The 24,801-nt window shown below is 69.0% G+C and carries 21 protein-coding genes, 2 pseudogenes and 1 riboswitch; of the genes and pseudogenes, 12 read left to right on the top strand and 11 right to left on the bottom strand.

The window, feature by feature from the left end; genetic code table 11:
• Positions 1 to 108 precede the first annotated feature (108 nt).
• Positions 109 to 714 carry an RNA 2',3'-cyclic phosphodiesterase gene (thpR, locus tag ACZ69I_RS08835; protein WP_470831094.1) on the top strand — a complete coding sequence of 202 codons (606 nt, stop codon included), beginning with the start codon at positions 109 to 111 and terminating at the stop codon, positions 712 to 714.
• A gap of 39 nt (positions 715 to 753) precedes the next feature.
• Here the strand turns inward: thpR and ACZ69I_RS08840 are convergent, their stop codons facing one another.
• From ACZ69I_RS08840 to ACZ69I_RS08860, 5 genes are all read right to left on the bottom strand, one after another.
• Positions 754 to 1,872: a helix-turn-helix domain-containing protein gene (locus tag ACZ69I_RS08840; RefSeq protein ID WP_467682389.1), complete on the bottom strand. Its 1,119-nt coding sequence runs from the start codon at positions 1,870 to 1,872 to the stop codon at positions 754 to 756.
• Positions 1,873 to 2,263: 391 nt separating this feature from the next.
• Positions 2,264 to 2,836 carry an RNA polymerase sigma factor gene (locus tag ACZ69I_RS08845; protein WP_470831095.1) on the bottom strand — a complete coding sequence of 191 codons (573 nt, stop codon included), beginning with the start codon at positions 2,834 to 2,836 and terminating at the stop codon, positions 2,264 to 2,266.
• Positions 2,837 to 3,555: 719 nt separating this feature from the next.
• Positions 3,556 to 6,216 carry a glycosyl hydrolase family 28-related protein gene (locus ACZ69I_RS08850; protein ID WP_470831096.1) on the bottom strand — a complete coding sequence of 887 codons (2,661 nt, stop codon included), beginning with the start codon at positions 6,214 to 6,216 and terminating at the stop codon, positions 3,556 to 3,558.
• A 356-nt stretch (positions 6,217 to 6,572) separates the two neighbouring features.
• A complete protein-coding gene (locus ACZ69I_RS08855) occupies positions 6,573 to 7,424 on the bottom strand; it encodes a GNAT family N-acetyltransferase (protein ID WP_470831097.1) in 852 nt (283 codons plus the stop codon).
• A 477-nt stretch (positions 7,425 to 7,901) separates the two neighbouring features.
• A complete protein-coding gene (locus ACZ69I_RS08860) occupies positions 7,902 to 9,461 on the bottom strand; it encodes an alpha/beta fold hydrolase (protein WP_470831098.1) in 1,560 nt (519 codons plus the stop codon).
• Positions 9,462 to 9,960: 499 nt separating this feature from the next.
• Here ACZ69I_RS08860 and ACZ69I_RS08865 point away from each other — a divergent pair, with 499 nt between their 5' ends.
• Both ACZ69I_RS08865 and ACZ69I_RS08870 read left to right on the top strand, forming a co-directional pair.
• Positions 9,961 to 10,461: a hypothetical protein gene (locus ACZ69I_RS08865; protein WP_470831099.1), complete on the top strand. Its 501-nt coding sequence runs from the start codon at positions 9,961 to 9,963 to the stop codon at positions 10,459 to 10,461.
• Positions 10,462 to 11,381: 920 nt separating this feature from the next.
• Positions 11,382 to 11,545, top strand: a riboswitch (cyclic di-AMP (ydaO/yuaA leader).
• A 2-nt stretch (positions 11,546 to 11,547) separates the two neighbouring features.
• A complete protein-coding gene (locus tag ACZ69I_RS08870) occupies positions 11,548 to 12,312 on the top strand; it encodes a transglycosylase SLT domain-containing protein (protein ID WP_470831100.1) in 765 nt (254 codons plus the stop codon).
• 71 nt (positions 12,313 to 12,383) lie between these two features.
• On the opposite strand, the gene ACZ69I_RS08875 is transcribed toward ACZ69I_RS08870, so the two are convergent.
• Positions 12,384 to 13,160: an alpha/beta fold hydrolase gene (locus tag ACZ69I_RS08875; RefSeq protein ID WP_470831101.1), complete on the bottom strand. Its 777-nt coding sequence runs from the start codon at positions 13,158 to 13,160 to the stop codon at positions 12,384 to 12,386.
• A gap of 112 nt (positions 13,161 to 13,272) precedes the next feature.
• Between ACZ69I_RS08875 and ACZ69I_RS08880 the strand changes: the two genes are divergently transcribed.
• Positions 13,273 to 14,175: a helix-turn-helix domain-containing protein gene (locus tag ACZ69I_RS08880; protein WP_470831102.1), complete on the top strand. Its 903-nt coding sequence runs from the start codon at positions 13,273 to 13,275 to the stop codon at positions 14,173 to 14,175.
• Here ACZ69I_RS08880 and ACZ69I_RS08885 read toward each other — a convergent pair.
• Entirely contained in the window at positions 14,133 to 14,381 is a 249-nt protein-coding gene (locus ACZ69I_RS08885; RefSeq protein WP_470831573.1) for an SCO4226 family nickel-binding protein, read from the bottom strand. The genes ACZ69I_RS08880 and ACZ69I_RS08885 overlap by 43 nt on opposite strands.
• A 283-nt stretch (positions 14,382 to 14,664) precedes the next feature.
• Between ACZ69I_RS08885 and ACZ69I_RS08890 the strand changes: the two genes are divergently transcribed.
• The 4 genes from ACZ69I_RS08890 to ACZ69I_RS08905 all read left to right on the top strand — a co-directional run bounded on the left by ACZ69I_RS08890 (position 14,665) and on the right by ACZ69I_RS08905 (position 17,963).
• Positions 14,665 to 15,363, top strand: a complete 699-nt coding sequence (locus ACZ69I_RS08890) for an HNH endonuclease family protein (RefSeq protein ID WP_470831103.1) — start codon at positions 14,665 to 14,667, stop codon at positions 15,361 to 15,363.
• Between the two features lie 150 nt (positions 15,364 to 15,513).
• On the top strand, positions 15,514 to 16,107 hold the full coding sequence (locus tag ACZ69I_RS08895) for a TetR/AcrR family transcriptional regulator (protein WP_470831104.1): 594 nt from the start codon (positions 15,514 to 15,516) through the stop codon (positions 16,105 to 16,107).
• Positions 16,108 to 16,121: 14 nt separating this feature from the next.
• Positions 16,122 to 17,015: an alpha/beta fold hydrolase gene (locus ACZ69I_RS08900; RefSeq protein WP_470831575.1), complete on the top strand. Its 894-nt coding sequence runs from the start codon at positions 16,122 to 16,124 to the stop codon at positions 17,013 to 17,015.
• Between the two features lie 144 nt (positions 17,016 to 17,159).
• Complete coding sequence (locus ACZ69I_RS08905) at positions 17,160 to 17,963, top strand: NAD-dependent epimerase/dehydratase family protein (RefSeq protein WP_470831105.1); 804 nt, start codon at positions 17,160 to 17,162, stop codon at positions 17,961 to 17,963.
• A gap of 75 nt (positions 17,964 to 18,038) precedes the next feature.
• Here ACZ69I_RS08905 and ACZ69I_RS08910 read toward each other — a convergent pair whose 3' ends face one another.
• Complete coding sequence (locus ACZ69I_RS08910; protein WP_470831106.1) at positions 18,039 to 18,806, bottom strand: transposase; 768 nt, start codon at positions 18,804 to 18,806, stop codon at positions 18,039 to 18,041.
• A 104-nt stretch (positions 18,807 to 18,910) separates the two neighbouring features.
• Complete coding sequence (locus tag ACZ69I_RS08915) at positions 18,911 to 19,672, bottom strand: alpha/beta fold hydrolase (protein ID WP_470831108.1); 762 nt, start codon at positions 19,670 to 19,672, stop codon at positions 18,911 to 18,913.
• 114 nt (positions 19,673 to 19,786) lie between these two features.
• Between ACZ69I_RS08915 and ACZ69I_RS08920 the strand changes: the two are divergent.
• Positions 19,787 to 20,585 (top strand): annotated as a pseudogene (locus ACZ69I_RS08920) (IS5 family transposase); the annotation flags it as partial.
• 39 nt (positions 20,586 to 20,624) lie between these two features.
• On the opposite strand, the gene ACZ69I_RS08925 reads toward ACZ69I_RS08920, so the two are convergent.
• On the bottom strand, positions 20,625 to 21,233 hold the full coding sequence (locus tag ACZ69I_RS08925; protein ID WP_470831109.1) for an ABATE domain-containing protein: 609 nt from the start codon (positions 21,231 to 21,233) through the stop codon (positions 20,625 to 20,627).
• A gap of 93 nt (positions 21,234 to 21,326) precedes the next feature.
• On the opposite strand from ACZ69I_RS08925, the gene ACZ69I_RS08930 reads away from it, so the two are divergent.
• Together ACZ69I_RS08930 and ACZ69I_RS08935 are read left to right on the top strand one after the other, a co-directional pair.
• Entirely contained in the window at positions 21,327 to 22,118 is a 792-nt protein-coding gene (locus ACZ69I_RS08930; RefSeq protein WP_467682623.1) for an MBL fold metallo-hydrolase, read from the top strand.
• Positions 22,119 to 22,256: 138 nt separating this feature from the next.
• Positions 22,257 to 22,433 (top strand): annotated as a pseudogene (locus ACZ69I_RS08935) (ester cyclase); the annotation flags it as partial.
• A 184-nt stretch (positions 22,434 to 22,617) separates the two neighbouring features.
• Here ACZ69I_RS08935 and ACZ69I_RS08940 read toward each other — a convergent pair.
• Positions 22,618 to 23,619 carry a hypothetical protein gene (locus tag ACZ69I_RS08940; protein ID WP_470831110.1) on the bottom strand — a complete coding sequence of 334 codons (1,002 nt, stop codon included), beginning with the start codon at positions 23,617 to 23,619 and terminating at the stop codon, positions 22,618 to 22,620.
• Between the two features lie 110 nt (positions 23,620 to 23,729).
• Between ACZ69I_RS08940 and ACZ69I_RS08945 the strand changes: the two genes are divergently transcribed.
• Complete coding sequence (locus ACZ69I_RS08945) at positions 23,730 to 24,800, top strand: DUF6461 domain-containing protein (protein WP_470831111.1); 1,071 nt, start codon at positions 23,730 to 23,732, stop codon at positions 24,798 to 24,800.
• Position 24,801 lies beyond the last annotated feature (1 nt).

Here is a 24,801-nt window from a genome sequence, read left to right on the forward strand (position 1 = left end):
GTTGGGTGGACGCATGAGGGTTGGGTGGACGCATGAGGGTTGGGTGGACGCATGAGGGTTGGGTGGACGCATGAGGGTTGGGTGGACGCATGAGGTAAGAAGACATCCGTGACCGAACCGCCCCAGACCGCCTCCCAGCAGGCGTTCATCGCCCTCGCACCGCCCGACGACGCGAAGAACGAGCTGGCACACGCGTTGAGCCCGGCCTACACCGCCTACCCCGACCTGCGCTGGAACCGCATCGAGGACTGGCACATCACCCTGGCCTTCCTGGGCGAGCTGCCGGTGCATACCGTCCAGCGGCTTCGTTCACCTCTCGCCGACCTGGCGGCTGCCCGCCCCTCTCTCGAACTGTCACTGCTCGGGGGCGGACACTTCGACGAGCGGGTGCTGTGGAGCGGCATCGGGGGCGATCTCGACCAGCTGCACGAGCTGGCCGAAGCGGTTCGGGCGCGAGTCAGGGACTGCGGCGTCGCCTTCGCCGAACGTCCGCTGCGTCCTCACCTCACGCTGGCCCGCGCCCGCCGCTACGACACCACGTCCGTAACGGCGGCGACCGCCTGCCTCGACGGCTTCACCGGACGCCCATGGCAGACCGAACGCCTCCACCTGGTCGGCAGCACGATGAACGGCCACCCCGGCCCACGCCGCTATCAGGACATCGACGCATGGACCCTGGTCACTGGGCAGCCGACTCGACCCCACACGCCCTGAACCCGACCCCCACCCGCAGAAGGCCCCCTGCTCCTCACATCACACCCTGCTCCTGAGACTGATGAGCCCCTCGCTGCCACCCCTGAGCGAAGCGGTCGCCGTCGCGCCGCGAGCCTGGCTGGGCACCGGACCGTCGTCCGGACCGACATTGCCCTCCTGCGGCCCCGGCCTCCGGGCGCGGTACGCCGCCCGGTAGGCGGCGGGCGAGGAGCCGAGCTGACTGCGGAAGTGCCCGCGCAGCGCCACCGCCGAGCGGAACCCGCAGCGCCCCGCGATCTCGTCCACCGGATACTCCGACGTCTCCAGGAGCCGCTGGGCCTGCAGCACCCGTTGGGTGATCAGCCACTGCAGCGGCGCGCTGCCGGTCAGCGAGCGGAACCTGCGGTCGAAGGTGCGCCTGCTCATGTACGCACGCGCGGCCAGAGTTTCTACGTCGAACTGCTCGTGCAGGTGCTCCAGGGCCCACGCGACGACCTCGGCGAGCGGGTCCGCGCCGATCTCCTCGGGCAGCGACCGGTCGAGGTAGCGCTCCTGGCCGCCGGAACGGCGCGGCGGCACCACGAGACGGCGGGCCAGGGCTGCCGCCGCCTCGTTGCCGTGGTCGGAGCGCACGATGTGCAGGCACAGGTCGATGTCCGCCGCCGTGCCCGCCGAGGTCAGCACGTCACCCTCGTCCACGAAGAGTTCGCGCGGGTCGACGTGCGCCGACGGATAGCGCTTGGCCAGTGTCGGCGCGTACATCCAGTGGGTGGTCGCCGGGCGTCCGTCCAGCAGCCCGGCGGCCGCGAGAACGAAGGCCCCGGTGCACAGGCCGACGATGCGCGCTCCCTCTTCATGCGCGCGCCGCAGGGCATCCAGCGCCTCCCTCGGCGGCGGCGAGGTGATGGAACGCCAGGCGGGCACCACGACGGTGCCGGCCCGCGCGATGGCCTCCAGCCCGTAGGGCGCGCTGAGTTCGAGCCCGCCGGTGCTGCGCAGCGGGCCCTCCTCGCCCGCGCACACCAGCAGGCGGTAGCGGGGCACCCCCGCGTCCTCGCGGTCGATTCCGAACACGGAGAGTGGAATCGAGCTCTCGAAGATGGGGCCGCCGCTGAACAGCAGTACGGCGACGACCTCCCGGCGACGCCGCCCGCTGAGCCTCCGTACGCCTTCCGACACCGGCGAATACCTCGACCGGTCCGCCGCACGGACCTCTGACCGATCGTGCGGGTGCTCGTACGACCGGTCATGTGCACGGTCGTACGGCCGGTCATCCGCGGATAGCCTCGCCGCCCGCGGACCACCCGCGGGCGGTCCTCCCGCCTCCACCGGCCCACCGGCAACGCTCCCCGCCCCGCCGACACGCGTCGCGGGGGCGGGGGCCGCCCCGCCCGACGGCGTGCCAGGGCCGGGGCGGCCGGAATCGGGCCCCGCGGCCTGCCCCAAGCGCGCTCGAATCCTCTCCAGCCCCGCTTCACTGTCAAACGTCTCTTCGAGTGCCTGACCCACCGCGTCTTCGGTGGCCTCAAGGGCCCGGGTCAGGATCTCGTCGCCGGTCACATCCGGTTCGTCATGCATCGCTCGCCTCCCCGCTCACGACAGCCAGCCGACTGCGGGCCTGGTGAATCAGGTTGCGTACTGTGCTGTTGGTGACTCCCATGTCCTGAGCCGCCTCATCGGTCGAACATCCCGCGATGTGTACGAGGACCAGAGCCTGACGCTGACGTTCCGACAGGTCTCCGATGGCATGCAAGACGTTACGGAACTTCTCTCTCACCGTCACTTGGTCCTCGACCGGCATCGCGCCACCGTCCCGGTCCATCTCCTCCCCCAGCGGGACCGTCTCGGCTCCACGTCGGCATACCGACATCGCGTGCCGGACCGCGGTCTTGACGAGCCAGCCCTGCCAGTTCCTGATCTCCTCGGCTCCCGGCTTGCGCAGGTATTCCCCCGCTTGCACGAAAGCATGCTGGCAACCTTCCCAGCCGTCGTGGCTGTTCCCGGCCGCGGCCACCGTCGCCTTCCGGAGCACCGCCCTCCCGTACTGCCGGAAGAGGGTCTCGACCCGCGCTACGCACGCGTCACTCCACCCGTCGGGCTCCCCGTCCGCATCAGGCGGCCGCTCATCGGTATCGCTTGTCACTGACGCCCGCCGCCCCTCCAGCCCCTCCAGCCCCTCCAGCCCCTGGGACGGCTATCTCCCACCCGTTCATTGCCTTCGGCCACACATTGTCACCCACGGCGTTCGTCTCCTCCATGCCGACGACAACCCCTGCTGCCCGATAGAGAGTTGAGGAGCCCAAAACGCCTAGGCATCCGAGCCGACATCTATTCCGTACCCGCTCACCCGCCCGAAACGCGAGCCCAAGTGGCGCTCCATCGCTACGATTCGGCCAGAAACCGGCCCGGCCCAACTGCACGGATCACGGATCTCGCGGCTCGGCAGGCGGCAGCGCCGCGGAATCCGCCTCGGGCCCGGCGCCGAGACCGCCGATGACAGCGAATCCTTCCAGAGTGGTGAACTTCCATAGGAATGGCTGTGCCGTGGCGTTGTAGCGGTTCTCGAAGTCCTGGAGCCCACAATGACGGTCCGGCTGATTGAGCGGAACACACCACCGAATCGGGCAAAAGAATCTTTACCGGCAATCCTCCGCTATGTTGCCGCCCGCCTGCTCCACAGATGCATGTACCACCGGATCACAGAAGCGGTCACGGTTCTGGCGACTCGGTCGGACTGTTCCAGCAGCCGTGACGGTGCTGCGGCTCGTGACCGCAGAGGCCGGCCGAGCCCGGCCAGTAGCAGTCGCTCGGACAGCTGACGACAGCGGGGTTCACAGACATCGAACTCACCCGGCCGGCCAGTCAGGAAGCTCCCAGCCCTTCGACCGCCTGGAGCTTGACCGTGTAGGCCAGCCTCAGCCCTTGCGGCGCCGAGCACTCGACGACGGCATTCGAGTCCAACGGGACGATCTGTGGCGGGTTCCACCCGGCCGGGACCGAACCCTCCGCGGTTCCGAAGGAGTCGAGCACGCGGGTCTTCGGCGCCCACGGGGTGACCGTTCCGCCGATGTTGATCAGGCCCTGTTCGACGACCCATGTCGCGGCCCGGCCTGTCGCGTCGGTCGCCATGACCTCAGCCCGGTAGCGGCTCGCTCCGGCAGCCAGAGCCACCCCGGCGAGCCGAACCGGACTGGCCGCGGCGACGCCGCTGCCCTGAGTCTCGCGCTCGCGGGCCCCGATCCGCCCCGTCGCCGTGTCGAGGGCGAACACCCAGTCCCGCCCGCCTTGCCACTGCGTCTGCCCCCGGTCCGTCGTGGACACGCAGCCACCGAGGTGGGACACCATGTTCTCGTCCTGGGGCAGCGTCCAGGGCTTCTCGGGGTTCGTGGTGCTGCCGATGATCCGGACCGGTGTCGGCCCCCGGAGGCCGGAGAACACGATGTTCGCGCGTGTGCTCTCGCTCGGGCGGAACTCGCAGTTCACGAACGTCGACGCGGTGGGGATCTCCAAAGGGGGCTTGGGCGGCTCCTGGGCGACGAGGAGCCGGGAGTTGTCGATGATCACTGGAGGGCAGTCGCTGTTCTTGAGGAAGCCGGTCTCCAGCACCGAGCTCTCCAGCACGAAATGGTGCAGATCGGATGTCGCCACCGCGGCCTGCCACGTCTCCGGGAAACCCGGGGTCCCCTCCGACGTGATGGTCACACCGATGCCGTGGAAGGTGCCGTACGGCGCCGCCGTGGTCAGCAGGAGCGGCACGATGGAGCGGTAGCTGCCGATGTACCAGTCGCGAGCGGTGACGCCGACGACGTCGGTCGCCACGAAGTCGTACTGGGTCCCGATGACCTGCAACCGGTTGATCCTGGCCAGCGCGCTGCCGCCGAGCGTGAGGCCGAGCCTGGTGGCGTTGATGTAGAGATGTTCGATCTCGCAGAGATACGAGTTGTTCCGCAGCCGCACCCCGTCGCGTACCGCGGTGGCGCGGATATGGCTGAAGACCGAGCTGGTCGTGAGCTGCCCGTGGATCCCCGTGCCGAGGGGGCACTGGAACTCAAGGCGTCGGACCGTGGTGAGCGCGGCCCCGGTGGGCGGTCCGCTCCACTGGTACATCAGATAGACCGGGGCGGGGTCCGCGGTCGCGCGTACCCAGGTCGATCCGACGGTGAAGGCGTCGACGTCGCGGTCGAAGTTGATCAGCATGCGGGTGACCAGGCGCTTGTCCGCGTGGGCCGGGTCCGGCCTGACGTTGGTGGCGAAGTCGGCGGGGAACTTCGCCGTGGGCGCGGTCAGTGCGCGCGTGTCCGCGTCCCGGTCGACCACGAAGTCGCTGATCCGGACGGAGTCGACGCGGCCGGTGAACGGACGGGTGAGGTCGTAGTACTCCGGCCAGCGCTGCTGGCTCCTGGCGCCGAGGTAGACCCCTTCCTCGACGGGCTGGGTCAGCTTCGCGCCGACAGGAGGACGCTGCCCCTCCCGTGGCTCCGCGGGTGTCAGTACCGTCCCGGGCGGCCCGGCGTAGAGATCGAGATGCTTCCCGTCCCAGACAAGGGAGAGATGGAACGTCTGCCCGACCGGGAAGCTGTCGGGATGAGCGATGGGGTAATCCACGCCGTTGAGCCTGGCGGTGGCGGTGACCTTGATCTGTCCTGTCGTCGAGTCGCTGAGGAAGATGCCGAACGCGCAGGTCGCCGGCTCACTGTCCAGCCGTCGGCCCGAACTCGAGATGACCGGCTCACTGCCCCCGAGACACGGAAGCACCTCGGGCCGCACCGTGCATGAGACCGAGAACGACGGCGCGCCGTCCATGTCGAGCGCCGGGCTGTCGCGGAGGTTGATGGTGCTCCTGTTGCCCGCGCTGAGGGCACCGGCCCTGCCGTTCCCGGCGAGCAGGGCGTCACCTGTGGGCAGATGCCCGAGCGACTTCGACGAGATGCACAGTGCGGGACCGTGTCCCCCGAAGAACCTGATGGTGGTGGTGTGCTCGCTCTCGCCGAGCAGCTCGATCTTCCCGTCCTGGCGGTCGACGACCAGCGGGCGACCGATCCGGTAGTAGCCCGCGGGGAAGTAGACCACGCCGGGCTGCAGTGGATGCAGGGACCGCATGGCACGTGTGATGGCGTCCCAGTCGTCGCTCTGGTCGTCGCCCTTGGCGCCGAAGTCGAGGACGTTCGCGAAGTCGTGCTTCGGCGCCACGGTCACGTTCCCCTGCGCGTCGCACTCGCCGACGATGAACGCGCCCCGCACCACCGGCAACTGGCGCGCGCACCGGCCTCGTTCGTCGGCCACGACGGCGCTCGACGGCCCTGCCCCGAGCCCCGCGATGCCCGACGGCACGACCTCCGGCTGCGCGTAATAGCTCACCGTGGAGCCGGCCGCCGCCGCGGTGGCGGCGACCCCGGTGACCATCGTGCCCGCGGCGAGCGCGGCGGACGTCGCCTTGGTCAGCGTCTCCGGGACTTTCGGATCCAGCGCGGAGCAGAGCACGTCGCCCGCCTGGACGTCGACCGCGACCACTGCTGTCTTCATGGGTTCCTCCGGACTCGTCGAAGTGTGCGGACCGCGGGGCACCTTGACTGCGGGCACCTTGGGAGCAGCCGACTGCGAATCCTCGACTGAGGACACCCACCGGGCAGGGTTTCACTCGTACGGGTGACGCTGTGCGTGGTGGGCGAGAGCCATCAGGCGACGCGGAGGACCCCTCACGGCCCCACCGCGAGCCCCTACGTGGCGTCAAAACTCGCGCTCTGGCTCAACTTCTGGGTCTGCAGCCCCACCCTCGTGCTGCTGGTCTGTCTCGGGTTGCCCGTGCGTCGAGGAGATCCCTGCGAAATGCTCGTTCAGGATGTGCCGTGACAGGCCCAGGCGGCAGGCGGAGCAGGGGTTCAGGGCTGCTTGACCAGGATGGCCCGGGTATAGAGCAGGTCGAAGCCGCGGCGCTGCGCGTTCTGCTGGGACTTCGAGGCCGGCTGGGTGGTGATGACGGCGATGTCGCAGCCGGCGGTCGCGGCGTCGGCGAGCCGGGCTGACAACAGCGCGGTCTGGACACCCCGGCGTCGGTGCGTGGGGGCGGTCGCCGCGCCGGTGAGCTGCGCGACGCCGTTGGCCATGCGGATGCTGGCGCCACCGGCGATCACCCCGTCGCGCACTGCGACGTAGCGTCTGACCCCGGCCGCCGCCACGAGATCACGCATGGCACTCGCGATGACCTCGCGGGGAAATTCCTCGTGCGACGGCATCCCCTGGGTGTCGGGGTGGGCGAAGCCGTCTGCCACGACATCGAGCCAGGTTTCGAACTCCTCCTCACCGCTCGCCCGGACCTCGACCCCCGAAGGCACGATCCGCTCGAGCTCGCCCTTGAGGGCACGGCCCAACACGTTCTCGAACGACACAAGCCGGTACCCCCGCCCGGTCAGCAGCGCACCGATCGCGGGATCGACGAGGTGGGCGAGCTCGATCTGCACCGGACTGCCGCAGGCGGCAAAGGCCCGCTCCATCTCATCCATGGCGGCCGTACTCGGGACACCGCCGAAGCCAAGACCGGCGATCTTGTTCAGCGGCGAGCCTTCCTCGGCAAAGCTCGCCACGCCCCCGGCAACAGGAATCACGAAGCCCGGCGCGCCTGCCCTGCGGCGGCGAGCGGCCGCGCTGCCCCCGGCGACAAGCTGCGCCTCGACCCGCTCGATACGCTCGGCCAGAGCGGCGTCGCAGAAGAGGGGCAATCGTTCGGCGTTCACGCTCGGAGCCTAGTGCTATATCCGCACAGGTTCACCGGGGCGTCAGGGTCTGTCTGTGGCACCCGGGCCAGCATCGTTTCCGCGAAGTTCCAGGGCGCCGATCTCACCCGCGCCCACTTCACCGAAACGCGCTTCACGGACCTGCCGGCGGCAGCGAGCTGCTGGTCGCGGCGGCGGCCATCAGCCGCTGGGCGGCCTGGCCCTCGACGTGGGCACGATGCGGGGATGATGTCGCGCCGGGTCCTTCACTCGCCCGTCCGCCGAGCACGGAGTCCCCACCCACCAGCACCACGTGTGAATTGAGAAACCCCGGGCGATGGTCATGCTGCTCGACCAAGAGGGCAGTCCGCGATCGTTGGGCTCGGGTCCGGTCGCGGTGCCGGAAAGGTCGGTGGCGGTGTTCCGGTAGGACGCGGCCGAGGGGGTGCGGCCGGGGGAGGATTCCCAGCCGCACCCTTCTTCTGGCCTGCCGGTTGGCTAGTCGGCCTGCTTGACGCAGGTCTCGTCCTTCGTCGGGAGCTTGCCGGTGGTCAGGTAGGTGTTGACCTTGTCGTCCACGCAGTCATTGCCATAGAGCCCGTAGACGGCGTGGCGGTTGGCGCCCTTGAGGGTGAGCAGTTTGGAGCTCGGCAGCTGCTTGTGCAGGTCGAGGCTGCTGCGGTAGGTGGTGCGGGTGTCGCCGGTGGCGGCGACGATCAGCATCTTGGCGTCGCGGCGCACCTGGGTGGGCTGCTCACGGGGCGCATCCAGGAAGGCGCAGGTGCTGATGTTGTTGGCCACCGGGCCCATGATCGGGTGCTCGGCACGGCTCCGCTGGACGTCCTTCCAGTACGTTTCGGGGTCGCGCGGGGCCGGCTTGTCGCCGCAGATGATCGTGGCCTGCACGCCGGAGTTCGGCGACCCGCCGGTCAGGGCGGACTTCAGCGCGGCAGCGAACTCGGGCGACAGCTCGGTGGGCTGTCCCTTCGCCGCCTTGGCAAGTACGGAGACCTGCTCGGCGAACGAGGCCCGCGCTTCGGGGGTGTCGTCCGAGTTCCCCGCGATGAAGAGGAACGGCACCTGGGTGTCGTCGAGTTGGAAGGTGCTGGCGCCCGTGCCGACGGTCAGCGGGCCGCGCGCGGACGCCGCGACGATACGGTCGAGGGTGGCGAGCACTGAGGCGCGGGTGCTGCCGAGGCCGTAGGTGGCGTGGCGCTTCGCGGCCCAGGCGGCCCAGTCGGAGAGGGCCCGCTCGTTCTCGCGCTCGGAGCCCTTCAGCAGCCGGGGGCCGTAGTCGGCCGGGGCGATCGCACCGTCGAGGACGAAGCGGTCGTACTTGCCGGGAAACATCTGGGTGTAGACGGTGCCGAGGTAACTGCCGTACGAGTAGCCCAGGTAGGAGATCTTGCGTTCGCCGAGCGCGCCCCTGATGACGTCCATGTCGCGGGCCGTGTTGCGGGTGCTGACGTGCGGCAGGACGGAGCCGCTGGTGGCGCGGCACTTGTCGGCCAGGCCCTTCTTGAAGGCGACCTGGCGCTCGAAACTCGCCCGGCTGAGGCCGGCCGAGCGGATGTCGGTGCCGACGGGCCAGCCGCAGTCCAGTGGGGTGCTGCGGCCCACGAAGCGCGGGTCGAAGCCGATGATGTCGTAGCGCGGTCCGGTCTTCTTCATCATTTTGCGCACGTCCGGCGGGGACTGGACGGCGGGGCCGCCAGGGCCGCCGTTGTTGAGCAGGATCGAGCCGATGCGGTGGCGGGTGTCGGTGGCCTTGAGCCGGGATATCGCGACGGTGATCGTACGGCCCCGAGGGTCGGCGTAGTCCAGCGGTACGCGTATGTCGGCGCACTGCACGCCCGCCTTGTCCAGGTCGCGGCCCATCGTGTCGTCGGGGCCCTTGGCGCAACTGCCCCAGCCCGGACGCTGGTTGTAGTAGCGGTCGAGGCCGGTCCCGGTGCTGCTCTTGGCCGTGGTTGCGGCCGTGCTGGTACTCGCGGCCGTGGCCAGGGCGGGAGTCGCGGTGAGGGCGGCGGTGAGGGCGAGGCTCGCGGCCAAGGTCACCGCGTACCGGTTCGGCCGGGCTGTTCCGATGGGGGATTTCTCTACTCTGAGGTGTGTATGTGTCACACCGTCAGACGCTAGGGTCGGAGCCGCCCCTACTCACTACAGCCCGCACCCCGATCCCCCAGGGAGCCACCTATACCCACGGGGTAGGGTGATCCCCCCCTCAACGGGACGGATCCGTCGGCCTCATGAACTGGTCCCTCGCCGGCGTAGGTGGCGCCGATGGCATGTCGTCCATGCAGAATTTCCACTGACGCTCGATCTCAGTGCCCCCGAATGCGTAGCACTGCCGGACCTGCTGCGGGTCGATGACCAGGCGCCAGGTGCGATCCGAATAGGCGGGGATGACGACTCCGCCTACCTGTGCCATGTCGTACGGCAGGACTCGCACCTCAGCGCCACAAACCACGCCCCAAGATCCGGACCAGGTGCGGACCAACTCAGCCCAGCAGCAGACGATTCCCGCCTTGGCCGCAGGTCAGAGGCGGTGGTGGGCGTGTACCACCAGCAGACGAAGAACGTGCGGGTGTGCAACGACAACCAGGACGTGGTGGACCGCTGCGCGTTGGTGATCCTCGCCGTCCGCCCCCAGGACCGTGACGAGGCCCTCGCCGGGCTCCAGGTCGGCGGCGACCAGGTCGTGGACGACCTCTTCGGCCGCCTCGGCGGAACGCTCCCCGTCGCAGACGAAGCGACCCTCAACGCCTACCAAACCCTGACGGCCACGCTGACCACCCACTACTGCTACCTGGCCACACTCACCACCTGGGCCGCCCGCCACGGCATTACCGCCCAGGACGCCGACCGCTACATCCGCGACCTCTTCCAAGGCGTCGGGCGCGCCCTGAGCGACAAGACCCGCTCCCTGCACCAGCTCGCGGCCGACCACGAGACACCGAAAGGAGCCAACGAACGCATCCGCACCACATGGTTCGACACCACCAACTCCGACGCCCTACAGAAGACACTCGACGCACTCCTCTCCGACCTCAAGTAGTCAAGTGAGCGGACAAGGGGGGCAATTGGCGATACGCAGCGACCGCCACACGCGACTTCCCCGAACGGCCCCGGACCTCTATATCCCTTATATCCGTGACACTGCCCACCCCGGCATCTGACGCCTGATCCGGCACCGGAGTCAACCCTCGAAGGACTTCCGGAGCCGACCACTTAGTCATGGTGCAGACATCCCCACCCCGTAGTTATCCCCACCCCGCAGTGCCCGACACAGGTGAACCGACTGCGCGAATCGACGACCAACTCGTGCGGATAGTCGGCCAATGGGACCTGCCGCGACGCCACCCTGAGGCCACACCGTAAAACTGACGACGTGACCGGTTTTCTCGACCACCACTAATTCGTCGACTCGTTGACGATATGCCCCTCGGCGCGATCCGCCCGCGAGACCGCTGACGCAGACACGGTCAATCCGCCCTCGATTCATCGGAAAATCGCTGGCCCGCGCGGGGCGGGAGCAACACCTCTCGATCCGACCAGGTTCCCACGGTTGACGAAATGTCCATCTTGAGATGAAAAGAGACCTAGACTCCATGCGTGGTTCGTCCGGTTATGCACAAACTCCGCACCAGTGATGGCGTATGTAGGCTGTTGCCTGCATTGCAGAGACCTCGACCGGAATGGCGAACCAGGGCGATGCCGTCGAGGCGCATTGGGATCCGCGCCCACCCGGTGAAATGAGTCACACTGCTCACCCCCACTCGAAGTGAGGGCATGAAGCACATTCTCGTTTCCCGCAAAGCGAGTTGGACTATTCGATCAAAGGCGGCAAGGGCCTTCCGATTGCCCTGGATCGACCCCGCACATTCTCCCGCCAAATGTGGACCTTGTTCCGTTCCGGCTTTCTCGTCTAACGTCACGCCCAATCCCGGATGGAACGCCGAATCCTGCCGCTGTCCGGAAACCTACTCACCCACTCACTTACGCACGGCAGGAGCGGGGAACCCAGGTAAGCGCCGGTCCGGAATCCGGAACGGCTCGGGGTGAAGTCGCCGTATCAGCGCGACCGGACATCTCCCGTCCGAACCCGACAGCTCACCTCGCAGGCGACGGAGAGGAATGCGTCATGCCTGCAAAGGGAAAGCACCGCCGCCCCAAATCCAACTCGCTCGGCCGGGGCATCGCCGCCGCAGGCGCGGGCGGGACAGTGCTCGTCCTCCCGGTGCTCGGCGCGACCACCGCCGCCGCGGCGCAGGCCGACGCGGCCGCCACTCCCCCCGCGGCCCCGAAGACCTACGTCGTCGCGGCCGGCGACTCCCTGTCCAAGATCGCGCAGGAGCACTCCCTGAGCGGCGGCTGGAAGAAGCTGTACCAGGACAACCGCGGCGTCCTCGGCGGAGACCCGCAGCTCATCCACCCCGGGCTCAAGCTCACCCTCGGCAGCGCGGGCCCGGCCACGCCCGCGCAGCAGTCGACCGCGTCCAACGCGTCCGCCGAGCGGGCGGACCGTTCCAAGCGCCAGGACGACCTCGCCGCCGAACCCGCCGCTCCCCCGGCACAGAAGTCCTACACCAACGACCTCGACGGCTGGATCAACGAGTCGCTCGACATCCTGGCCCGGCAGGGCATCCCCGGCTCGTACGAGGGCATCCACCGCAACATCATGCGCGAGTCCTCCGGCAACCCCCTGGCCATCAACAACTGGGACTCCAACGCTGTAGCCGGGACCCCCTCCAAGGGGCTCTTGCAGGTCATCGGCCCCACCTTCGCCGCCTACCACGTGCCCGGCACGTCGATGGACAGCTTCGACCCGGTCGCCAACATCACCGCCGCCTGCAACTACGCGGCCGACCGGTACGGCTCGATCGACAACGTGGACGGCCCGTACTGACCTCGCCCCTCATGAGGCAGGGGGCGGGCCGGGCCTGGACAGGCGTACGGAGGATGTGCCGACGCCCCGGGTCAGGCGACCGGCGCGAAGGCCGTGATCGCCTCGACGAGGTCGGCCGGAGCTTCCAGCGGGATGAGGTGCCCCGTCTTCGGGATCACCGTGAAGTCGGCCCCGGAGAGATAGGGCACCAGGTTGGCGAGGAGCACGTCGACGGGTTCGACGCGGTCCTGCTCTCCGGCGATGACCAGGGCGGGGACGCTGATCATGCGGGTGTGCTCGGTGATGTCCTCCGTGATGCCGCGCAGCGGCCACTCCGTGCGGGCGGCATCGGCGCCGGCACGCGAATCGGTCACGACCCGTGCCTTGATCGATGCGGGCAGCTCGGTCGCGGTGAGGACGTTGTCCCGTGCCCCGGCGACGGATGCGTCGGAATCGTAGGCGTGGGAGAGGCCTTCCCGGTACTCGGGGGTGATCTGCTCGGCGGGCTTCGCCGGACCGGGGCCGACGAGGACGATCCCGCGCAGACCGGCGGGCCGGGTCGCAGCGACCAGCTGCGCGACCTTGCCGCCCATGGAGTGCCCGACCAGCACGTACTCGGTGAGGCCCGCGTCGGCGATCACCGCGAGCGTGTCGTCCGCGAGCCGACGGAGGGTGTAGGGGCCGGGCAGGCTGCTTGAGCGGCTCCACCCGCGGAAGTCGACCGTGAGGACGTCGCGGCCCGTGAGGCGGTCGACGACCAGGTCCCAGGTGCGGGCGGAGCCACCCCAGTAGTGCAGGAACACCAGGGCCGGTCCGCTCCCCGGGCGGTGGTCGTAAACGGGCAGCAGCGGTTGCTGTGTCGTGTTCATTCGTGTTTCCTCGATCAGTGCTCTGCGGCGGATCTTCCGTGCCTCCATTGGATATCCGCAGCTCTCCCGAGGCATCGGCACGACTGGACGCCCGATGGTGGAAACTGGACACATGGCCGCGATCCGACAGATGACCTACCGGCCCGTCGGGCACGGTGCCGCCGCTGTCGAGACGATGACGTTCGCCCGCCTTCGCGAGCTGAACGACGGCGGCACGCAACGTGCCGACTTCTACGTCCTGGCCGTAGTGGACGCCGGACATGGCTCCGTCACGGTGGACTTTCTCCAACTACCGCTCAGGGAGCGGTCCGTGGTCTGGATCGTGCCCGGCGCGGTGCACCGATGGGACGACATCGCCGAGGTAGCAGGACACCTCGTGCTGTTCGTCCCGACCGCGCCGGTCACCCACGCCACCCGAGACCTCGTCGCGTCCCCCGACCTGGTCGCGCCGTGGAACATCGACGAGGCCGACTGGCCGTTCGTCGACGCCGCGCGGAACCACCTGCTCCTCGAAGCGTCCGCCCCGCCCCCAGACGTCCCGACGGAGCTGCCCGAAATCCTGCTCTCCGCGCTCATCGCCCGGATCCGGCCGCGGCACGGCGAAGCGCGGTCGCTGCATGACGAACAGTCAGTGGGTGCAGAGCGGTCGGCGAGTTCAGTGTTCCGGCTGTTCCGGTCCAGCGTCGAAGCGCACTTCCGGGAACATCATGACGCGGGCTACTACGCCCGGGCCCTGGGATACGCGCCCCGCACCCTCTCCAGAGCGGTGCAGCAGGCCACCGGCCTCACCGCGAAGGCTTACATCGTCGAACGCATTGTCCTGGAAGCCAAACGCCTCCTCGCACACGACCGTCTCACCGCAGCCCACTGCGCCGCCACGCTCGGCTTCCCCGATGCCTCCAACTTCTCGGTGTTCTTCCGAAAGGCGACGGGCGTGCGCCCGGGCGCATGGCAGGCATCGGAGATGACCCCTCACACGGTCAACGGCACCGGATGGATCTCGTCGGCCCGGTGACCCGCGCGTTCGTGAATGCGTTGGACCGCGTCGGCCGACGGAGCTTCCGAAAGGCAGTAGACGGTGCCGGACTCCGGGTCCGCCCACGCCTTCTCGAAGTGAACGCCTTCTTCGTTCTCGATCGCGAGGTCGGCCTGGTGGGCCTGCCGCAGTTGCTCGGCCGTAATGTCGTTCATCCCGTGGTGGACGTCCATGAAGTGGGACATGACGTCGCACCTCCCTTCGACGGGTGCGCCTGGCAGCACCGGCTCGAGCTCAAGCTCCAGCCACGGCTCCAAGTCCGCTATCTCCATCCTGCGCCCGTCCGAGCGCCAGGTCGACAGGAGGCGGAGGGCCGACGGGAAGCCGTAAACCTGACCGACCGTGGAGCTCTCGGCGAGCCCCCGCCCACCCGGCGCAACGTTTCTGCGGTGAATAGCTTCCTCCACTCGGATCAGGCGTCTGCCGGGCTTTCGGGACGTACCGCCGGAGACCGCCCAGCCTGGCTCGGTGATCAAGAACTTCATCCGTGGCTTCGCCGCGCTCAGCCTGTCCCTGACCCCTCTCCTCGCGCCGGCACCGGCGCCCGCACAGACCCTCCCAATGTCCGTCCCCTCGGCCACCCCCACCGAGACCACGACCTTGGCCGACGCCGTGCACCGCATCCCGGTCTCCGACGAGCGCCGCGAGGGCTACGCCCGCGCCGCTTTCCAGCACTGGAACGCAGGCGCGAAGAAGTCCGACGGTTGCAACACCCGCGCCGAGGTGCTGATCGCCGAGGCCAGCGAGGAGCCGTCCGTCGGCGCGGGCTGCAAGATCACCGGTGGTGAGTGGCTTTCGTACTACGACGGCCAGGAGGTCGAGGACTCCCGCAAGCTCACCGTCGACCACATGGTTCCGCTCGCCGAGGCCTGGGATTCCGGTGCCTCCACATGGAGCGCGGCGCGGCGCGAGGCCTACGCCAACGACCTGGGCGCACCGGCGTCTCTGGTCGCCGTAACCACCCGTACGGCCCGCTCCAAGGCCGACCGGGACCCCGCGCACTGGCTGCCGCCGCTGCCCACCGCGCACTGCCGCTACCTCTCGGACTGGGTGGAGACCAAGTTGCGCTGGGACCTGGCGGCAGACCCGGCTGAACTCGACGCCATCGCCGTCTTCGCCTCCGGGCAGTGCAAGCGCACCGCGGTCACCTACACCGCCGCCTCGTAGGGCGCGGCCCGCACCGGAGCGGGAAGTCGGGAGCGAGCCCGGACCAGTTGGTCCGGGCTCGCACGCGTATCCACGGGGGCGAGGGCTCGCCTTGCCATTCCTAGGGGTACTAGGTTTAACCTAGGGGCCCTAGGGAGATGTGGAGGACACATGGTGCGGGCAGGACTGACCCCGGAGCGGGTGACGATCGTGGGCGCCGAGCTGGCGGACGAAGTGGGCCTCGAACACGTCACCATGTCGCAGGTGGCACGGCGGCTCGCCGTGAAGGACGCGAGCCTCTATACGCACGTTCGCGGTCTGGAGGATCTGCGCGGGCGGATCGCGTTGCTGGCGGCGGACGAGAAGACCATCCGGATCGCGGAGGCGACCGCCGGACTGGCGGGCAGAAACGCGCTGATCGCCTACGCGAACGCGTGGCGGGAGTACGCCCACCAGCATCCGGGTCGCTACATGGCGACGCAGACCCCGATCCAGATCGACCCCGAGCTGGCCACGAACGCGTCCGGACCGCGGCGCGCGGTCGAACTGACGTACGGCATGCTGCGCGGCTACGGGCTGGCCGAGCCGGACCTGACCGACGCGGTCCGGTTGCTGCGCAGCACCTTCCACGGGTTCGTCGCCCTGGAGGCCGCGGGTGGCTTCGCGCACCAGCGTGCGCCGCAGCGGTCCTGGGTCCGCGCCCTCGACGCCTTGCACACCCTCCTGGAGAACTGGCCCCCGTCCCGAGAAGGAGACGCAGCATGAGCGAGACATCCGAGATGGCCGGGATAACCGGGGTGACCGGGAAGACCGGCCTGGCTGAGCCGAGCACCGGCAGCCTGCGCGTGAACGGTGCGACTCTGCACTACGAAGTGCGCGGCCAGGGCCCCCTCCTGCTCCTGATACCCGGAGGGACCGGCGGCGCGGCTGCCTTCGACGCCGTCGCCGACGCCCTCGCCGCCGAATACAAGGTCGCCACCTATGACCCGCGCGGGATGTCGCGCAGCACGCTGGACGACCCCGCGGCCGAGCAGAGCGTCGCCGAACACGCAGACGACGCGTTGCACATCCTGGAACTGCTGTCACCCGGCGAGCCCGCCCGGGTCTTCGGCACCAGTTCGGGCGCGATCGCCGCCCTGCACCTGCTCACCACCCACCCCGAACGCGTTGAACGCGTCGTGACGCACGAGCCCCCGGTGGTCACGATCCTGCCGGACGCCTCCGACCAACGCGCGTTCATCACGCACGTACAGGAGACGTTCCGCACGCAAGGACTGATGCCTGCGATGGCAGTGTTCGCCGCGGGGCTGAAGAAGGAAGACGCCGAGACCACCGAGCCGAAGGCAGAGACCGAGGCCGAGGCGAAGGCCAAGCTTCCGCCGCGGGCGGCGGCCAGAGCCGAGAGCACGATGGCCAATCTGCCGTACTTCGTCGGGAGCATTGTCCCCAGCTTCATGGCCCACACTCCGGACCTCGACCGTCTGGAGAAACTCTCGGACCAACTCGTACTCGCCGCAGGCCAGGACTCGCGTGGCGAACTCCCCTACCGAGCGGTGGCGTTCATGGCTGAGCGGCTCGGCGCGGAACTCCGGCACTTCCCCGGCGGCCACATCGGCCTGACCACGCATCCAGCCGAGTACGGCGAACTCCTGCGCGAACTGTTCTGCGGCTAAAGGTTGTCCCGTATGGCGATGGGCCTCGTTGCAAGTTCCCATCTCCTTTTGGCTCCGCACCCGTTGGGCGTCGTGGCTGGCGATGAGAGGATCACTGCCTGACCGGATCAGGACGTTACTGAGTTCGAACGGCGGAGGTGTGCAGTGGGGCTGGGAACAGTCGTCGTCACCGGGGCGGCAGGGAACATCGGCTCGGTCGTGCGCCGGGCGTTGCGCAGCGAGGTGAGCCGCCTGGTTCTGCTCGACCGCGTTCCGCTCCAGGTCGAGGCCGCGAACGAGGTGGTCCATATCGTCGATCTTCGGGACGCGGCCGCCGTCGAGACTGCGCTCGTGGGTGCGGACGCCGTGCTCCATCTGGGCGGCCTGCCGGACGAGGCGCCGCTTGAGCATCTGCTGGACGCGAATGTGCTGGGCACCCACCATGTCCTGGAAGCTGCCCGAAGGGCGGCGATTCCGCGGGTCGTGCTGGCGAGCAGCAACCGCGTGAGCGGGTTCTATCCCACGGCCCATCGCACTGGCCCACAGGAACCAGTGCGCCCCGACGGCCTGTACGGGGTGAGTAAGGCAGCTATCGAGGCCCTGGGGCGGCTGTATGCGGACAAGTTCGATGTCTCCGTGATTTGCCTGCGTATCGGCAGCTTCGAGGAGGCGCCCACCGAGTCGCGCCACCTGGCGACTTGGCTCAGCCCGCGTGATGCCGTCGGCTTCTGCCGCGCCGCACTTACCGCACCGCTCTCCACGCGCTTTGCCACGGCTTACGCCGTCTCTGCCAACACCCGCCGCTTCTGGGAACTCCCCGCGGAATCCGAACTGGCCTACACGCCCATCGACAACGCCGAAACACATGCATCGCACATCGCTGACGCCGACGTCCCTGCCGATCCCGAAGCCCCGCAGGCCGGCCTGTACGCCCTGCCCGAGTTCACGTTGAAACACATCCGGCCCTGACTCGCCCCTGGCCCACCGCTCGGGCGTTCCGGTGCCCTGCGAAGTGAGGAGCCAACGCCAACAATGGGGCGTGAGTCACCCCATGAGGGCGAGGTTGTGCAGTCGGGCGATGCCGAGCATTGCGGTGTGAATGCCGCCGCCCTTCAGACGGCAGTCGCGGAGGATCTTCCAGGTCTTCATTCGGGCAAAGACGTGCTCCACTCGTGCACGGACCTGCTTGTGTGAGCGGTTGTGCTCTTGCTTCCGGCCGGGTACTTGCTCCCCGTGGGTCCGGCGGTGCGGCATGATCAACCCAGTCACTGGATAGCCGCCATCAGCTACTACGGTCGTCCGGCCGACCGCAGCCTTGGCTCCCGATTCCTCCCACGCCTTGCAGTCGTTCCGGTCGCCCGGCAGTGGCCCTCCGATCACAACGACCAAGCGGGTATCGGCGTCGATGACGACCTCGTGGTTGGTGGAGTACCGATAGTTCTTCGACTGCTCGGCCACCGCGTGATCGCGGGTGGGCACCAACGTCCCGTCGACGATCAGCACCGTGTCTCTCGCGAACCGATGTCGAAGCGGCAATGCCAGCAGTGGGCCGATATGGCCGATGATCCGGCCGGCCGCCGACTTCGAAATCCCGAACAGCAAGGCCAGCTGGCGCAACGTCAAGTTCGTGCGCCAGTAGGTGGCGACCAGGAGAATGCGGTCCTCGAGCGGCAGACCCCACGGACGCCCCAGTCGGAGTTCGGCCGCACTCTCGCGCTGCACCGAGATCACCAACTTGCCGAAGCTGCGCGGGCTCAGCCCGGTGAACGGACCTGTCCAAGACGGCTGCGACGCCGTGATCACACCAGCCACCTCCAGATCATCTCACCCGTGACCAGCGGTTACGGGACAACCTTCAGCGGAGGGAACGACCAGCGGTTTCCCTTCTCGTCTCGGGCCGGAGTGCGGCTTGGTGATCACGGGCATGCCGAGGTCGGTGGGACCGCCCCGGCCGTGCGCAGGAAGGTCTCGAGCCGGTCGGCGAAGCCCGGTGCCGCGGCGACGAAGTGCCCGGCGCCCGGGTGTACGGTGCGCTCGCCGTCGAGCGTGAGTGCGAGGGCATCGCAGATCCGCTCGTGCGCCACCGCGTGGTCTCCCGACGCGACGAGCACCGGCACGCGGGCCCGGCGGATGAGGTCGAGCCGTGGACGCGCCCGGCTGGGCAGCCTGGCTCCGTGCGCCCGGCGGATGCCGGCGACCACTTCGGGTGGGAGCGGTCCGTCGTCGACGACGGCGCCCGCGAGGCGCAGGAACTCCCGCAGCTCGGCGGGGTCCGTGTCCATTCCGTGAGTGAGGACCGCATCGCCGAGGCGCTCGAGTCGCGCCACGTCGGGATCGTCCGGGGCGAGGAAGGCCAGGGGCGGCTCGATCAGGGTGAGCGAGCGCACGCTGCCCGGCGCGGCCGCGACTGCGGTCAACGCCCCGAGGGTGCCGTAGGAGTGGGCGACGACGTGCGGGCGCCCGACGAGCAGCGGCGCCAGGTCCAGGGCGTCCGCGTCGTAGTCCTGACCTGCCCGTGGCGCCGGACTCGGCGGATAGCCGCGCCGATGGACGTACGCCAGCGTCCACCGGTCGGCCAGCACGGACAAGGCACCCCACGTCGTCCGCGGTCCGGCACCCCCATGCACGAGCAGGACCTCCGGCCCCGATCCGGCACGCACCACCACGACTTCGTCCACGCGGCGAGAGCATAACGGGGTGCGCCGCTACCGGGGTCATGAATAACTGATCGTTTCAGAATGAGTTGGGCTTCGGATCCTGTGGCCGACGATCTTGATCGGCAAGGTGTCCGGGTGCGTGCTGATCTTGTTCCTGACGACCTGTGGGAGCGGGTGGCTCCGCTGCTGCCGCCCGCTCCCGAACGGCGCCGCCGGTATCCCGGACGGCTGCGTGTTCCCGACCGTGTGGCGCTCGCCGGAATCCTGTTCGTACCGCGGACCGGTGTCGCGTGGCGCGATGTCCCGGCCGAGACGGTGGGCTGCTCCGGGGTGACGGCCTGGCGTCGGCTGCGGGACTGGGCTGAGGTCGGCGTCTGGCCTCGCCTGCATGCCGCCCTGTTGACCGAGCTTCGTCGCGCCGACCTGCTGGACCTGGACGACTGCTCCGTGGACGGCTCGCATGTCCGGGCCCTCAAGGGGGGATCACGTCGGCCCCTCGCCCGTCGACCGGGCCTGTCCCGGCTCCAAACATCACCTGATCGTTGACCGTCACGGAACCCCGCTTGCCGTCACTCTCGCCAGCGGCAACCGGCACGACGTCACCCAGCTCCTGCCTCTGCTGGCCGCCGTCCCGCCGATCCGGGGCCTGCGGGGACGCCCCCGCCGCAAAACCCGGCATCTGTACGCCGACCGGGGATACGACTTCGACAAGTACCGACGCCTGCTGTGGAAGCGCGGCATCAAACCCCTGATCGCCCGGCGCGGCGTCGCCCACAGCTCCGGACTGGGCAAGGTGCGCTGGGCGGTCGAGCGCGCCTTCGCCTGGCTCCACCAGTTCAAACGGCTCCGTACCCGCTACGAACGACGCGCTGATCTCCACCAGGGCCTGCTCAACCTGGCCTGCAGCCTCATATGTCTGCGTCGGCTCCAGCGGGCGGTTCGCGTGGCCGCAGGAGGGCCCTGGGGTGGTGTGTCAGTCCGAGGCGCCGCTGCGCCGGGCGTAGGCGCGGGCGGCGCGGGCACGGTCGCCGCAGCGTGTGGAGCACCAGTGGCGCCGGCCGTGGGTGCGCAGGAGGAACCGGTCGCAGGGGGCTGAACCGCAGGCGGCGAGGATGTCGGCGTCGGGACCGGTGAGCAGGTCGGCGGCGTCGGCGGCGAGGGTCGCCAGTGCGTGGTTGACGGCCTGGTCGGTGGGGTGCGCCTGGATACGGCGCAGGCCCCGGGCCCCGTCCCAGGCGAGGAGGGGAGCGGTGGGCACGGCCGTGAGGGCCTCGTTCACCGCGCGCAGGGATTCCTCGGGCGGGACGGTGGTGTCGACGCGGGCGGCGAACAGGGCGCGGATGTGGGCGCGCAGCGTGCGCATCCGCTGCGCGCACACCTCGTACAGCTGCACGTCAGGGGTGGTCAGGTCATGGGTGGCGAGCCAGCGCATGGCGGACTCCGGGGCAGCGAGCAAGTCGTAGCTCTGGCCGGCGGGCAGGGTGGCGGCGGTGTCGGCGAAGTCCAGGGAGCGGTACCGGTCGGCACCCGGCGCCGGGGGCAGAGCGGTCGGCGCTACGTCGGTAACCGGGGTGTCATCCATGCCCCTCATGGTAGCGCTTGCGTTTTTCCGTGACACCTGCCTAGCCTGACATCACGTTAACCGCAGACTTTTCTCGTGAGAAACGGAAACATGATGTCCCAGCTCAACGCCAGCCAGTTCCCGGTCCGCACATTCGGCGGTCCGACCGCCCTGTTCGAGTACGGCGGCCTGCGCTTCCTGACCGACCCGACCTTCGACGGCCCCGGCGACTACGCCACGCCCGGCGGCCCCACCCTGACCAAGACCGCCCCCTCCACCACCACCCCTGCCGACCTCGGCCCCATCGACGTGGTCCTGCTCTCCCACGACGAGCACGCCGACAACCTCGACACCTCCGGCCGCGCCCTGCTCGCCGACGTCCCCCTCACCCTCACCACCCCCGGCGGCGGCGAGCGCCTCGGGGCGAACGCCAAGGGCCTGGCCGACTGGGAGTCGATCGAGCTGGAACGCCCGGGCGGCGGCACCATCACCGTGACTGGGGTCCCCGCCATCCACGGTCCCGGAGCGCGTGAGGAGATCGAGCCCTTCGCCGGCCAGGTCGTCGGCTTCGTCCTGACGGGGAAGGGACTGCCGACGGTCTACGTCAGCGGCGACAATGCCTCGCTCGACGCGGTCAGGGAGATCGCCGAGCGCTTCGCCCCGATCGATACCGCCCTGCTGTTCGCCGGCGCCCCCCGCTTCCCCATGCTCTTCGACGGCAACCTGATCGTCCTGGACAGCGACCAGGCGGCCGAGGCCACCCGAATTCTTGATGCCCGCCGTGTCGTCCCGGTCCACCACGACAGCTGGGCCCACTTCACCGAGGGCCGCGACGAGTTGGAGGCAGCCTTCGCCGCCGCGGGCCTGACCGACCGCCTGGACCAGGACTGGGCACAGCGCGCCTGAGCCCGGACCGCCACTCAGGAACCGAGACCTCGTGCCAGGGGCGGGGCTCCCCACACGCCGAGCCCCGGCCCGGCGCCCCAGGGTTCATCGACGCGGAGAAGAAGCACGTCGACGCCTTCTCGCGAGGTCGGCGCCTACGTCGTGGTCGAAGGAGACCAGGGCGGCGACTACTACGGCATCCCCCCACGCGGAGCCCACGTACGTTTCTCCATGTTCAACCTGTTCACGTTCAAGGACGGGAAGATCATCGAGAAGCGGGCCCACTACAACCTGGCCGACATCAAGGACCAGCTCACGGCCGGCTCCGCCGCCTGACGACACGGGCCTCGACAGGGCAACACCCTGCACCCCTCCACCGCCGCCTACTGACGGCACCCGCCTGGAGTGAAACGCTCCCACTGCCCACACCGAGAACCGCGGCGTCACCTTTTGGCCGATGCCGCATCGTAAGGCCAACCAGGGGCCAGACCGGCATGCCCCCTTCGGGCATCGGCCCCAACTACCCCTGCGCCGGACTGTCCCTGCTCCAGCTCGCGTTCCTGCTCCTCTTCCGGCCCCCGACCCTGTCCCCGTTAATGGCCGCCATCGCGTGGAACACCTTCTTCGGTTCCCAACTCCTCTCATCGAGCATCCGAACGACCCCGTAGGACCCCAGGTCGTCCTTTCCGGGCCTGCTGTAACCCGCGAAGGTGAACCAAAGCGCGGTGTCCACGCCCTCCTCCTCGAAGATGTCCAGCAGTTCGGTGAAGTAGCGCACCTGCTCGTCCTCGTCCGGGACCGCGCCGCGCGGCACCTGCCAGGCCATGCCTCCACGTTCACCCGCGCCCCGGTACGCGCAAGCTCCGTACTCGGTCAGCGCGACGGGCTTGCCGTGGCTGAGGTGCCCGCGCAGCTCGTCGCGGAAGCTGTCGAGGTTGTAGGCGGCCCGGTAGGCGTCGACGCCGACGAGGTCGAACGGACCCCAGTCGACGGCCTCCCAGGGGGCCGAAGCGTAGGTGACGGGCCCGCCGAAGTGCCGACGCACGGTCGCGACGACCCGGGAGAGGAATTCGTTGACGCGTTCCTGCACCGGTCCGAGGGTGGACCACCACTCTATGTCGGCCTCGGCCATGGCCCGCAGGCGATCGCCGTAGGTCTCGCCCGGCAGGAAGCCTTCGCAGAACGCGCTGACCTCGCAGCCGGAGACGAACACCACGTCGGCGCCGGCCTCTCGGACGGCCTCTGCCCGAGCAGCACAGTCGGAGAAGTACGGGAGCAACTGATCGCGGGGGTGGTCGACGGGAAAGGGAGCGAACCAGACTTCGAGGCCGGCGTCCGCGGCGTACCGGGCAGCGGTGCTCAGCCGTTCCGGCTCTCGTCCGGAGACGCGAACTGCGTCGCAGTGGAGGTCCCCCGCGATCACCCTCATGTCGCGCCGGACCGTTTCAGGAGTGAAGTCCTTACGGGAGAGTTGCGCTCCTGGGAGGAACCCGGTGTCGTAGTTGATGCCACGTGCGCGCACGTCAACGTCCCTTCTCCGCTTGCCGGTTGCCGGTTTCCGGTTGCCGTGCTCCAGCATCACCGGGCGGAGGCAGGAGGCTAGTTGTCAGTGGCGTCAACGACAATCACAGCATGACAACACCCGAACATCTCGATGATCTCGATGGTCTCCTCGAGAGCTTAGGACTCCAGCAGGCAGCCACGTTCACGGCCGTGTGCGGCGGTGATGAGGATGCCGTGATCCGAGCCTTCGGCGGTGACCCTTCCCGCGCCCGCCCCCTGCTCCTGGAGGATCTGCGCGACCTGGACGACGAGGAGGAGTTCATCCTCGTCTCTCGATCGGGAGCGACGGTCGTCGCGGTGGAGTACAACAACTTTCAGGGTTCCCGCGAGGAGGTCCTGCGCCCGCTCTCCCTCCTGGGCCGAACCGCCAGCGCCTTCTGGAACGTCAACGCGGTGTCCTGCCTCAGCCTGGCCGAGGACGGTCAGCTCTCGTCCGTACTCGACATGGTCGTCCCTGAAGACCCGTTCGGGGCTCGGCCCGACGCATGGGAACCCCTGCTCGACGGCCTGACTTTGGGAGTAGGTGGCAGCTGGGGCTCAGGTCTTGCGGCCGTCGAGCGCGCGACGGGTGCCCGGTTCGATCACGCATGGGTACAGGGTCCACACCGCTACGTACAGATCACGGCAGTCCCTCAGTACGTGTTGGGTCAGGGTCTCGCGGACTCACCGCTCCTGAAGCGGGAACCCTTCGTGAGCTACCTGTCGGACCTGAGCCCCGCGCTGATGGGGCGAATGCGCCGTCACGCACTGGAACTGGCCGTCGCACACGCCCACTTGGGCGCCCACCCACTGGCTGTGGCCGCCCTCACGACGGACCACGTCTCGACCGCGGAACGAGAGCGCCTACGGCAGGAACTCGAAGCCGCATCCGCTCTCGCGCTTTCCCGGTCCCAAGCGCTACGGGCCGGCGAGCCCGAAGAGTTCACCCCGGAGTGGGATCGTCCCTCTGCACTCCCCTTCCGGCAAGCCATCGTCTTCAGCGTCCTCGCGACGTGCGTGGCGGCACACCAGCCCCGTACTACGGATCGCCTCCCGGACATCCTGAGCTCCTTGGTCACGGCCATGACGGGTGAAGGCGAGCGGGTACGGGAGTTCTGGATGGTCGCGCATCTGCATGGCGCTGCACGGCGAGCGGGCTGAT

This window comes from Streptomyces sp. NPDC036815, from assembly GCF_055609205.1.

Excerpts from the sequence above, each read along its gene's own strand:
- ACZ69I_RS08850 (WP_470831096.1), bottom strand. The coding sequence starts at position 6,216 with ATGAAGACAGCAGTGGTCGCGGTCGACGTCCAGGCGGGCGACGTGCTC.
- ACZ69I_RS08870 (WP_470831100.1), top strand. The coding sequence starts at position 11,548 with ATGCCTGCAAAGGGAAAGCACCGCCGCCCCAAATCCAACTCGCTCGGC.
- ACZ69I_RS08875 (WP_470831101.1), bottom strand. The coding sequence starts at position 13,160 with ATGAACACGACACAGCAACCGCTGCTGCCCGTTTACGACCACCGCCCG.
- ACZ69I_RS08880 (WP_470831102.1), top strand. The coding sequence starts at position 13,273 with ATGGCCGCGATCCGACAGATGACCTACCGGCCCGTCGGGCACGGTGCC.
- ACZ69I_RS08885 (WP_470831573.1), bottom strand. The coding sequence starts at position 14,381 with ATGTCCCACTTCATGGACGTCCACCACGGGATGAACGACATTACGGCC.
- ACZ69I_RS08895 (WP_470831104.1), top strand. The coding sequence starts at position 15,514 with ATGGTGCGGGCAGGACTGACCCCGGAGCGGGTGACGATCGTGGGCGCC.
- ACZ69I_RS08900 (WP_470831575.1), top strand. The coding sequence starts at position 16,122 with ATGGCCGGGATAACCGGGGTGACCGGGAAGACCGGCCTGGCTGAGCCG.
- ACZ69I_RS08925 (WP_470831109.1), bottom strand. The coding sequence starts at position 21,233 with ATGGATGACACCCCGGTTACCGACGTAGCGCCGACCGCTCTGCCCCCG.
- ACZ69I_RS08930 (WP_467682623.1), top strand. The coding sequence starts at position 21,327 with ATGTCCCAGCTCAACGCCAGCCAGTTCCCGGTCCGCACATTCGGCGGT.
- ACZ69I_RS08945 (WP_470831111.1), top strand. The coding sequence starts at position 23,730 with ATGACAACACCCGAACATCTCGATGATCTCGATGGTCTCCTCGAGAGC.